General features: G+C 36.4%; 19 protein-coding genes. All 19 read left to right on the top strand.

From position 1 onward, the window contains the following. The coding region (locus ACWITO_RS12865) for a hypothetical protein (RefSeq protein ID WP_448530401.1) at positions 1 to 324 on the top strand (324 nt) is incomplete at its 5' end. Then, on the top strand, positions 321 to 788 hold the full coding sequence (locus ACWITO_RS12860) for a hypothetical protein (RefSeq protein WP_101359653.1): 468 nt from the start codon (positions 321 to 323) through the stop codon (positions 786 to 788). The genes ACWITO_RS12865 and ACWITO_RS12860, both read left to right, overlap by 4 nt. Next, the gene (locus tag ACWITO_RS12855) at positions 769 to 1167 is read left to right on the top strand and encodes a hypothetical protein (protein ID WP_448530400.1); all 399 of its coding nucleotides are present in this window, start codon (positions 769 to 771) and stop codon (positions 1165 to 1167) included. The genes ACWITO_RS12860 and ACWITO_RS12855 overlap by 20 nt, the downstream gene beginning before the upstream one ends. Next, positions 1145 to 1921, top strand: coding sequence for a hypothetical protein (locus tag ACWITO_RS12850; RefSeq protein ID WP_448530399.1), 777 nt, complete (start codon positions 1145 to 1147; stop codon positions 1919 to 1921). Before ACWITO_RS12855 ends, ACWITO_RS12850 begins: the two co-directional genes overlap by 23 nt. Positions 1922 to 1934: 13 nt before the next feature. After that, a complete protein-coding gene (locus tag ACWITO_RS12845) occupies positions 1935 to 2114 on the top strand; it encodes a hypothetical protein (protein ID WP_133121589.1) in 180 nt (59 codons plus the stop codon). Continuing rightward, positions 2114 to 2866, top strand: coding sequence for a hypothetical protein (locus ACWITO_RS12840; RefSeq protein ID WP_448530398.1), 753 nt, complete (start codon positions 2114 to 2116; stop codon positions 2864 to 2866). The genes ACWITO_RS12845 and ACWITO_RS12840 overlap by 1 nt, the downstream gene beginning before the upstream one ends. A 19-nt stretch (positions 2867 to 2885) precedes the next feature. Next, entirely contained in the window at positions 2886 to 3542 is a 657-nt protein-coding gene (locus ACWITO_RS12835; RefSeq protein ID WP_448530397.1) for a peptidoglycan-binding domain-containing protein, read from the top strand. 11 nt (positions 3543 to 3553) lie between these two features. Further along, on the top strand, positions 3554 to 4282 hold the full coding sequence (locus tag ACWITO_RS12830; protein ID WP_448530396.1) for a peptidoglycan-binding domain-containing protein: 729 nt from the start codon (positions 3554 to 3556) through the stop codon (positions 4280 to 4282). A 7-nt stretch (positions 4283 to 4289) separates the two neighbouring features. Beyond that, positions 4290 to 4994 (top strand): hypothetical protein, encoded by a 705-nt coding sequence (locus tag ACWITO_RS12825; RefSeq protein WP_448530395.1) that lies wholly within the window; start codon positions 4290 to 4292, stop codon positions 4992 to 4994. Positions 4995 to 5006: 12 nt separating this feature from the next. Then, positions 5007 to 5486 carry a hypothetical protein gene (locus tag ACWITO_RS12820; RefSeq protein ID WP_448530394.1) on the top strand — a complete coding sequence of 160 codons (480 nt, stop codon included), beginning with the start codon at positions 5007 to 5009 and terminating at the stop codon, positions 5484 to 5486. Continuing rightward, positions 5486 to 6181, top strand: a complete 696-nt coding sequence (locus tag ACWITO_RS12815) for a hypothetical protein (protein ID WP_448530393.1) — start codon at positions 5486 to 5488, stop codon at positions 6179 to 6181. Before ACWITO_RS12820 ends, ACWITO_RS12815 begins: the two co-directional genes overlap by 1 nt. After that, positions 6178 to 6369, top strand: coding sequence for a hypothetical protein (locus ACWITO_RS12810; RefSeq protein ID WP_101359643.1), 192 nt, complete (start codon positions 6178 to 6180; stop codon positions 6367 to 6369). Before ACWITO_RS12815 ends, ACWITO_RS12810 begins: the two co-directional genes overlap by 4 nt. A gap of 111 nt (positions 6370 to 6480) precedes the next feature. Beyond that, positions 6481 to 8160, top strand: a complete 1680-nt coding sequence (locus ACWITO_RS12805; protein ID WP_448530392.1) for a putative barnase/colicin E5 family endoribonuclease — start codon at positions 6481 to 6483, stop codon at positions 8158 to 8160. 36 nt (positions 8161 to 8196) lie between these two features. Next, entirely contained in the window at positions 8197 to 9711 is a 1515-nt protein-coding gene (locus ACWITO_RS12800; RefSeq protein ID WP_448530391.1) for a hypothetical protein, read from the top strand. Further along, complete coding sequence (locus ACWITO_RS12795; RefSeq protein ID WP_101359640.1) at positions 9701 to 9946, top strand: hypothetical protein; 246 nt, start codon at positions 9701 to 9703, stop codon at positions 9944 to 9946. Before ACWITO_RS12800 ends, ACWITO_RS12795 begins: the two co-directional genes overlap by 11 nt. Before the next feature lie 7 nt (positions 9947 to 9953). Continuing rightward, on the top strand, positions 9954 to 10328 hold the full coding sequence (locus ACWITO_RS12790) for a hypothetical protein (RefSeq protein WP_448530390.1): 375 nt from the start codon (positions 9954 to 9956) through the stop codon (positions 10326 to 10328). A gap of 4 nt (positions 10329 to 10332) precedes the next feature. Further along, entirely contained in the window at positions 10333 to 10509 is a 177-nt protein-coding gene (locus ACWITO_RS12785) for a hypothetical protein (protein ID WP_448530389.1), read from the top strand. Continuing rightward, positions 10509 to 10751, top strand: a complete 243-nt coding sequence (locus ACWITO_RS12780; protein WP_448530388.1) for a hypothetical protein — start codon at positions 10509 to 10511, stop codon at positions 10749 to 10751. The genes ACWITO_RS12785 and ACWITO_RS12780 overlap by 1 nt, the downstream gene beginning before the upstream one ends. A gap of 12 nt (positions 10752 to 10763) precedes the next feature. Continuing rightward, positions 10764 to 10980 (top strand): hypothetical protein (locus ACWITO_RS12775; protein ID WP_448530387.1); only part of this gene is annotated, 217 nt, incomplete at its 3' end.

Genomic DNA, 10980 nt, shown 5'->3' with positions numbered 1-10980 from the left:
GCCTTAAACTTTACTTTTACAGGTATTCCTAACGAGGAAGTAGAAAGCTCTATACGGATTGACAAAGGTTGGAGCAGAATAGTTGGAATAGGCGTGGTAAGCGAATTTTACCGAGAACCCTCTACAATTGAAGAAGCAACTTTTGACGGAAAAAGTGTGGATTTGTTGCCAAAGGGACTTTTTTCAGGAATTTTGCAAGGTTTTGATGTAGATTATATGCCTTGTGAAATAACTAATATGGATTTGAAAGAGGTAAAAATAAAAATTAGAGATTTGATAGCAACCGCCCGCAGAGTACAAATCTTTTTGATTTTAGACCGATGAAAGCCAGAGCCAAAGAAAAAAGAGCCGTTGAAAAAACATTTGTCATAGCGAAAGCCTATGAAGTAGCTCCTTTTACAGGCATTAGGCAATTTAAGTTTAGTTTCAAAATAGAAGAAGAGGGTTGGTATCAGTTTGTGCCAATACAAGGTAATTGCCGTACTCGTGTTGCAGTGCGTATCAAAAACAATGTAAGGCATTATTTTTTTAGAAGGCAAGAAACTTTGGCTTTCAACTTAAATGCAGTCAATTGTTTTGCTACTTCAATGTATCAGCCTCACGGAACTATTACAGAGCGATTTTTTATAGCAACCTCTGCAATAAAAAAGATTGGTATTGTAAAACTCAATAAAGGCGAATACGTGTCTGGAACAGCCCTTGCCGATATAAACATTATTTCAGGAACGGCATTTTTCCAATTGCTTTTGCAAAAAATTGTATACAAAGATGTTGGAGGCGTTGGTTAATAACATATTAAACAAGCAGTGTTGTACAAAACACGAGCTTCGTTATCACGAGGTAACCCAAGACAGCTATTTCAATGATGACGAGTATTTTATTGTACAGGAACATCAAAGTTTAGGTACTCCTACGGGTTATTTTAGCGATAGCGAAATTATTGAGTTCAACCACACTGCACCTAATCAGATTTTTACAATCAATACGGGTTATTTTGAGTTTCTTTCAACAAACCCAAGCAAAACCGCAAGAGGATACTTGCTTACGATTTTGGAGCGAGAAAGTAAAACAAAAGAAAAACCGCAAAGCACTACCATTGAATTAGTTACAAATCAAGACAACGAAATAACCAAAGTAAAAGCCTATGCAAACATACCTTCTGAATGAAAATGGAGTTAGGTCTTTTTTGCAAGACTTAAAGAATATAAAATCAAAAGAAACTACTTGCCAAATTTTTCAAAAAGCGAAAAATGATGAAGGCAAAGAGGAGGAAATTGCAATTTCGGGACGGATAAAATCTTTATCAGAACTTGAACGAGAACTTATCAACCTAAAACATACCAGCAAAACCGATTTACTTGTCAGGGTTTATACAAGCTCAAGAAGCAACAAATCACAAGATTTTCATTTGCGTTCCGAAAAAACAGAAACTATGCAGGGCTTGCCTCAAAAAAATGACTTTGAGGCAAAATTAGATACAGAATTGCAAAAAATAAAACTTGAATTTGAAATTACAAGCCTAAAACAAGAAAATGAAAATCTTAAAGAAAAAAACACGCAACTTCAAGAAACTATCAAAGAGTATGAAAAAAGCATAGACGAATTAGAGGCACAAATAAGACCACTACAAAGGCAAGCCAATTTTGCCGATAAAATTATGCTTGGCGTACAAAATGCTTTGCCGATGATTGCACAACAACCAAAAGTAGTAGAAGTATTGAGTGGGCTTTTGCCACAAGAGCAAGAAAATGGAAATGAGCAAGAAAATGAACTTACAGAAGAGGAAGAAATGCTTTTGGATACAGCTAAAAGGCTTCAAGGGCAAGCAGGTGAAAAGACAAGGGTTATTTTTGAAATAGCTTTTGAACTTGCCAAAAAACAAGATAAAATCGGACAAATATTAGAGATATTGAATGCTTAAAATCATTGCAACTATGTACACAATATTTACCACAAGCGAAAAGAAAAAGCAAGTGCTTGAAAAAATCAGTATGCTGGAAGATGAAGTAATTGAGGCTCTTGCAAAAATTGATTTGAAAGACCTCAAAAAACTTGCTCAAATGGTTAATAATAATCCAAGTATCGTGAAGTTTGCTACAAAATTTGCAAGATAATGGCAAAATTACGTAAAAACGAAAAAGGCTGGGTAGGTAAAAGCATAGAAACAGGACAGCTCAAATGGCTTGTCATTGGTGGTGGTGCTTTACTGGTTGCAGTCGGTTTCGGTGTTTGGTATGTAGCAAGAAAACTAAAACAAAGCAAGCGGGAGAGGCAAATTCGCAAAGTGGAGGAAAAAACGCATATAGAAGGCAGTTTGGAGGCAGTTGCTAAAATCATTGCCGAAGAAGCCGAAAAGCCCTGGTATCTTGATAGCGACGAACAGCTTGTAATTGAAACTATCAAAAAATACATAAAAACGAAAGAAGACTACAATACACTAATAGATACTTACAGAAAACTGACAGGAAAGAATTTGAATGAAGAGCTTGCAAGATTTTTAGACCAAAACGAATTGCAAACTATAAGAGATATAGTTGAGCTGAAGCCTGAACGTATTGGCAGAAATCAAAAGCCAATAGGTCTTCCCGATTACGACAAGAAAGCAGAAGAGTACGCCGATGAAATACATAAAATTGTAGAAGGAATAGATTTTAATTTTTTTGCAAAAGATAGTTGTATAAAACTTGGCGAACTCTTTGAAAAAATTACGGATAAGCAATTTTTTGAAAAAGTAAAACAAAAATACGAACAGAAATACGGCAATTTTTGGGAGGATATTTGGGACGAGTGGAATGTACGCTTTGGGTTTAGAAATGGGCAAAATTGCGGAAAATACCTTGAAAGTTATGCAAAATCATTAAAATAAATCTCAAACTTTATTTTTTATGCAAGCAGTAGTTAAAAGTAAAAATAAAAGAAAACGCAAAAAAGCATTGGGCGAAACACCCAAAGTGCAACAAGGGATTATGGTAACTCCTGAGCGAATAGTTTTGTATGCTTTGGGTATAGTAGCCATAGGCGGAACTTTCTGGATAGCCAAGAAATATGTAGATAGTTTGGTTCAAAAAACGGAAAAAGACGACACGACCCGAGAACCTATTGTTATTAAACTTGAACAAGGTAATGCTGGGGGTGCAAGCGTAGTTTCTCAACCGCAAGTACCACAACAACCACAGCAACCCGCAGAACAGCCTACTCAACCACAACAGCAACAGCAAGATGTAGTTATTCCACCTATTACAGAGGATAGGTACTGGGGGGGAGTTACTGCCCAAAGAGATGAATTTCCTTTACGTAAAGGGCAAGGCGGGTTACGAGTAAAAGCCTTACAGCAAGCCTACCGAAAACTTGGCTATGGTATAAATAACGCAACAGGGTATTTTGGTGATGTTACTTTACGCATAACAAGAGAGCGTTTCGGCAAAGATAGTATAAGCCAAGAGGACTTTGTGCGTATTTTGAAGCAAGCCAATATGAAGGGGTTTGAAGGAATATTAGACGGAGTAGAACACTCTATTACAGCAAAACTGATACGTGGATAAAACTTGGTTTTATGGCAAAGCAAAAAACATCTTGGCAAACATTTTACGAAAAAAACACAGGTCTTGTGTGGGCTGGTGGTGCGGTAATAGGTGTTTCGCTTCTGTATTTGCTTTACAAATACACAGGAGTAAAAAAAGCCTTTGCCAAACATAGTTTAGGCAAGTTTGATACTACAAACACAAGCCAAGAGGTTCAAACTAAACCACAAACACAAGTAGTAGCTTTGCCACAGAATACAAGTCAAAGTCAAAACGTTTCGGGAAAATTTCCTTTGCGTTATCAATCGGCACCGCCTTACAATTTTAGCCAAGAGGTTAAAAACTTGCAAGAAGCCCTTAACAGGTTTTATGGCGAAAAATTGGTTACAGACGGCAAATTTGGAAATGCAACTTTACAGGCTTTACGCAAACATTTTCCAAATCTGAATGTAACGGAAATTTCCGAGCAAACATACAATATGATAATGCGAGGACAAAGCAAACAAGAAGTTGTAAGTCAAACCATTGATAGAACTTGGCTGGACGGACTTATTCGCTTGCAAGAAAGAGATAAAAGACGCATAGAAGAACTTAAAAAAGTTCCAACATTTGACAATTTTGCAGAGATAGCACGCTTAACACAAATTGTAGTACAAAGAGAAAAAGAAATAGAAGCAGAAAAGAAAAAATTAGGACTTTCGGGTACAGATATAGCTGAACTTGAAATGCTTTTAGCGGATACATTGCAAGGGTATTTGTAAGATAAATATGAAAGTAAAAGGAAATTTTTGGGTAGGTAATGCGGGTTTTGCGACCTTTTTTAATGAAGTAATACACCCCTCCAACCCTGCTTTGTTTCCTGCAAAAATAAATGTATCGGGTTATGAACATTTTGCAAACAATATTTCCCTTTGGTCTCCTCGCTCTCTTTCTTTGGCAGAGTTTATCGCCGTTTTTTGTGCAGTCTATCAGGAAACTGGGGGACGTTTTGAAAGTATTAGCGAATATGGAACGGCTGAATACTTTGCTCAAAAACCTTACGGCTATCGTTACAGAGGACGTGGCTATTTACAAATTACTTGGGAAAGCAATTATCGCATCGTTTTTGACAGCCTGGGCTTGGCTCTTGATGCTTTTAGCGATGCAGAATTGGACGCACTTTTTAAGCAAGATAAAGTTGCTTTTGGGGCTATAAGGGTGCTATTTTCAGACGAAAGATTGCTCAAAAAACCTTTTGATGATTTAGCACTTGGTAAATACAAAGAATTTGGTACAAGGCTAAATGGTAGTCCTTATTACGGACAAACGCTTGAAAATAGGGTAATGTATATTTTAAGAAAGTTAGAAGGACAAAAAGTAAAAAACTCTGCTTTCTTGCGAAATAAGCCTAAAATTTTAACCACAATTGCTATTGTTGCAATAATTTCAGTTACATCTTACATAATTTACAAGTACAAAAAGGTCTCAAACTAAAATTTTATTGATATGGCAAAAAGTTGTAAATCTAAACCTCAACCCCGTGCTTGCAAAGCAATGTTTAAGAAAATGCAAGAAAAGGGTGTTTATGACAAATCAAAAGCGGGCTTAAAAGGCACTCCTAAAAAAACAAAAGCTAAAAAAGGCTTATCGGGTACTGAAAACTTGAATGGTGTAGCTTCTGGTGTTTTGATTGGTGCAGGTGTTGGTTTGGTGTTTTTGGGTGTTGGTGCTTATTTTGGGTACAGATACCTCAAAAATAAAGAAATTGATGGGATTATTTCTGACCAAGAAAAGGCAAACAACGCAAGGCTTGTAGAAGCTGACAAAACCAAAGCCAAAGAAAACTTGAAAAAGCTGAACTACTTGCAATTACGCAATTTGCGTAAAACACTCAAAGAAATGCAAGAAGGAAAAATAACAGCCGAAAGGCTAACCGACAAGCAGAAAAAGTATTTTGAAACGGCTCAAATTCCTTTGTCTGTTTAATGCTACAACAACTCTTAAATATTGCCAAACGCAATAAATGGGTAATTTTCAAGCGTCCTTATGAACTCAATATTTGGGGTGTAAGGAGCGAAAACACCCAAGCAGGCAAATTTGACGATTTGATTGTGGTATTTTGGAAAGATGAACGGCTGAATTGGCAACTTAAAAAATATCAAGCTACAACAGACCCAGGCACTTATTGGCTAAAAAACGCCATAAGTGCCGAGGTGGAGGCTTTGGGGAGTGCAATATTGAAAGAAGGACAATATTTGCATAGTTTTCAAAGACGCTATACAGCACGCTTGCCGTATCCTTACGAAATTGTGCAAATAAAACCCTTAACCATTTTTAGGGATTACAACCGAGACGCAATACTTGATTTTTACAACGGCAGGGAAACAACAGGTTTGTATGGTATCAATATACACGTAGGAGCAAGAAAAGACCAAAAAAGTATTGATATAGGACAATGGAGTGCGGGTTGCCAAGTTTTTGCAAGCTACAATGATTTTGCAGAGTTTGATTTGCTTTGCCAAAAACATCAAGGTTTGTATGGTGATATTTTCAGCTATACGCTTATAGACGAAAGGGCAAGGAAAAGGGCAAGGCGAAGGTTACTTTTGAAAGGTTTAGGCTTTGGAATTTTAGGAGGATTGGCTTTGTACGGTATCTACAAATTAGGTGAAAAGCAGTGAAAAGGTTTTTGCAAAGATATGGAGCAAATTTGGGTGCTATTGCAGGCACAATAGCAGGATACGAAATTGCCAAAGCCCGCAAGAAAGATACCTTTTATTATACGCTTTTAGGCGGTTTTATCGGTATGGTTATCGGAAACGCTATTTCAGATGTAGTTAGTGATGATACAGGCAAGCTCACATATTGATTCTACGTTGAGGCAAGGGCTTTGACCTCCTCTAAGCAGGAAGCACCCAATTACACTACCTTAGAACTTGGCTTTCCCTTCAAAATAAACAGCAAAAAATATGCCAAAACAATGTTGGGAGAAATAGACATACTTTCAAAAAAAATACAAGCCTACGAAACACTTGCTAAATACGCTACTGGCAGGCGGAAAGAGATTGCTTTGCAGGTATTGAAAGGTTTGTATTTGCTACAAAAACAGCAAGATAAAAAGCAAGAACAAGAAGGAACGAAGCAAGGGGGGTATGATGTTGTACGAATTCCTATTACTGACATTTTTACAGACACAAATCTATTTCAGCAACGCTCAAAAGAGTACAGCGAAAGAAGCGTGAATAATATTATTTCAGATGTACAAAATGGCAAATTTGTTTGGCAAAATTTTGACCCTATAACCCTATGGATTAAGCCTGAAAACGGCAAATATTACGTTTTGAGTGGGCATAGTCGTTTGGAGGCTTTCAAAAGGCTTTCAGCTATGGGGTATGCTCAATTTAATACGATACCTGCTAAAATTTTTGAAGGTACGCTTGCAGAGGCTCAAAAAATTGCCAAAAAATCAAATACACTTTCAACCAAAGAAAGCTATTTAGAAAGAGCAAAGTATTATCAAGATTTGCGTTCCGAAGGTGTGCCTGAAAAAGAAATTATTGCAGAAGCACGGCAAAATGAGGACAAAAACGCAAGTTTCATCTTAAACCTTTCACACTTAAATTTTAATGGAGAGCTTATACAAGACTTACAAATGCTTACGGCTAATGCTGATGATAGCGATAATACTGAAACGCTCAAACGTATAGCCAGTTGGATAGGTTACATTCGCTCTCGCTTGCCGCTTTTAGATAACCACGAAAACGAATTGTATAAGTATCTTGTAAAGGACAACCGCTATACTAAATACAACCAAAGCAGTCTTTTTGCAGAAGTAGAAAAGCGTTGGAAACAGCGTGAAATGTTTAATACACCAATTACAGAACCTTTGAATATGGAAAATTTTGTAAGCAAGACGCAGGTTGAGCTTACTTATGATGAAAATTTACGCCAAGCACGTAAAGCTCTCAAAGAGGCAGAGGAAGAGAGAGAAAACAAAAAGAAAGAGTTACTACAAAGTTTTAGAGAGCAATACAATCGTAAACCTACTGATGAAGACATAAAACGTATTCTTGAAATACTTTTGCCTTATGATGTGGCTATCAAACGAGCTGAACAAGAAGTTTTAAGGCTTGAAAGCCAGAGAGATTTCATAAAACAGGAGGCAAAAAAGCAAATGAGTTTGTTTGGTTTGTTTGGGTCAGAATACACGCAATTTAAGGGAAAACCCAAAGAAGCTATAAAGTTTTTAATGAAAGTAAAAGAAGGGGAAGCTGTTGATGCTTTGTATAGAGATGATATTGGTTATGTTTCTATTGTTTGGGGCGAAAACAATGAAAAAAATGAAGGATATGGATTAAAACATATTATTGAAAAACACGGAGCAGATATTGAAGCACTTGGGTTTGCAATAGAAGACTTTATACCTATTGTTTTCGCCTTTGGTACATTTAATTCGGATAAATCTATTGACGGAAAAATTGTGTTGGATAGCGAAAGTTTTAGAATTATTATTCAAACAAACTTTTTTGGTGTAAAAAAGAAATGGTTACTATCTGCTTTTGACTTAAAAAAGAAAATGTCGCTTGGAAGCCTTGAAACCGTACTCGGCAAGACTTTTACAAATGAGCCACTGCCTCAATCAACAAGCGACAAAGAATGAACCTCAAAAATAATGCCAAAATTAACTTGTAAAACTATGAAATATTCGCAAGCAGACATAGCAGAATTAAAAAAAGCATTAGTAAGTGCAAAAGAAATTGGCGATGATGAACTTGCCAAAATGCTCTCTGAACAAATTGCAGAGATAGAGGCAGAAATGGAGCGGGCAAATATTAAGGATTTGGAAAAAGTAGATTGTTCAAAGGAGCAACAAGAAATACAGAAACTTAAAAAGAAAATTTCGGAATTAGAACAAAAAAAGGCTACAACCGAAGTTAAAAGCAATTTACCTACGGTGGTTTCTAAAAGTAAAAAACAACCTAAAAAAACAACTACAAAACCCAGTGGGAAAGTAATTGCTTTACCTTCTTCTCAAAGCCAAAACAAATTGCCCGCTATTGTAAGCAAACAAACCAAACAGCAGGCAAACAAGGCAAAAGTCAAAAAAGAACCCAAAGCCGTCCTAAATATCAGTGAGCAAGTGCGTATTATCAAGCGTTTTGTAAATCTTATGAGTAGCAAGGGAAAAACCAAAAAAGCTCTTGAAAACTTGCTCTTGGCTATTAAAAAAGCCTTTTTGCTTAAAAAAATTACAGCTTCAATGCCTTATTATGAAGTAGTGAAAGACATTGAAGAAATAATTGTAAAAGCCACACAAAGCAATGGCGATGTAGAAATATCAGTTTCTCAAAATGATATGGAAAACCTTAAAGATATTGCAAGTAGCGAAAAACGATTGCTTTCGGTAACCTATCTAAACAGCTATTTTAACCTTGCTCGTAGCGATAAGCAAGACAAAGCTAAAATGAAAAAATTAGCTGAAAAAATTGGCAATGCCTTAAAAGAAGGTTACATCAAGCAAAACGATATGTACTATAAAGAAGTCAGGCGGGCTTTCGGGAAACTAAATAGCGGTGAAATTAAGCTAAACGCCGATGAGCTTGCAGGACTTTCGGAAATCTGCTCTTGCGGTAAAACTTTGGCGGGTGTAGAAATAGATGCTGAAACGCTCCAAAACACTCAAATTGAAACTTTGGGGTTTGAGGGTATTTGGAAAGATTTTTTGGGTGATGTCGCCAAGCCTTTCAGTATGGTTATTTTTGGCTTACCCAAAACAGGAAAAACCTATTTAAGCCTAATGTTTGCCGATTACCTTTCACGGAATTTCGGTAAGGTTTTGTACGTAAGTGCAGAGGAGTTTGGTTCGCCTACGCTGGTGCGTAAAGTGCAAGATTTAGACTTACACAAGGATATTGTTTTTAGAGCTTCTTGCCCTGATGATGTAAGCCAATACGATTTTGTATTTGTGGATAGCGTAAATAGAGCAAACATTGAGGTTGAAAAAGCTGAAAAAATGAAAAACCAAAATTCTAACACAAGTTTTATTTGGCTATTGCAGGCAACCAAAGAGGGCAATTTTAGAGGTTCGCAAGAATGGACGCATAATGCAGATATTATTGTAAAAGTTGATGAAAACAACACGGCAACGGCACAAGGTCGTTACGGAGGAGGACAAATGAATGTTTTTGAAGTAATAGACTATGCAGAATAACAGCATACATACCGAAAGTTTCCCAAACGCAACAGGTATTATTAACGTACCTGCTGGGTTCTTGCTTGGTAGTATTTACAATAAAAGTAGTAATGATATTCTTGTTGTGTTAGGTTCAAGCAGTATCAATATTGCACCAAACACTATCTACAACTTTGAGTACATCGGCAAAACTTACCCTGAAATATCTATTATTGCGGGAGTGAATGTAATTGACGCAGTTTTTCATTACTGATAGACGTATGGGATACATAAATAAAGGAGGTAGTGGAGGAGGAGGAATTTTACCTGATTATTCGCTTTCTCCTATTGTTTATCCAAGAAAGTGGGTAAATGGAAATTTTGTATATGAAATTTCGGTGCAAGAAGTTTTAAGTAGTTGGGGATCTAATTGGTATTTTTTATTAAGTAAAACAATTGTTGATACTGCCGCGATTATTGAGCATAGTTTTGCTTACACAGATGATGGTATAAATTGGTATAAGTTTGATAATTTCAATGTTTGGAGTGGGTCTTTTAGTGCTTTTTTGCATATTTACAATCCTACTCCAAACCAAATTTTAGTAACTGGCGTGATTAAATACACACTTGTAGAAATGCCTGTTTTAAGTTCTTAAAAATATGCCTTATACACGCATAAACAATGATTGGAATGATATAACGGGCAAACCTACAAACTTGGCAACCTTGCCTGTGGATTGGGGGGATTTGATAAACATAATTTTTGTAGGTAGTAGTGTTATGCAAGCTATTAACTGGATTGGCAAAATACGGATTTTCAAAACAACATTACCTTAATGGCAGACTTACGAGCATTGGTTGAGTTTATTGTGGCAATTGTTTCTGCTTACTTTCTCATCAAGATTGAGAACGTAAAGCAACAGAAAGATATTGTCACTTTGCAAAACAGAGTAGATAGATTAGAGCAAAAGCAAAACGAGGAAATCCGTGAAATTCGCGCCTTTATTCGTGAAATCCGGGATATGATACAAGAACTTGAAATTAAGATTTTGCAGAAAGATAGACGTATAGACCATTAAACTACTGTAACTATGAATTTTCGTTTCTCAAACTTTTGGAAAGATTTTGTGCTTACATTGGTAGGTATTGTGATAAGCAGTCTTGTAGTGCTGGTTACTTTGGGTTTGATGTGGAAAGGCAAACTTACCGCCGAGCAAGCAACAACTTTTCTTAGTGTAATTACACCTGCAATTATCACCATTTACGGGCTTGCAGGGAGAGAAAATAAACCTAATAATTATGAAAACT

The sequence above is a fragment of the Raineya sp. genome (assembly GCF_053497555.1).
Note: the sequence above shows the minus strand (reverse complement) of the source record. Positions and strands in the feature narration are given on the sequence as shown.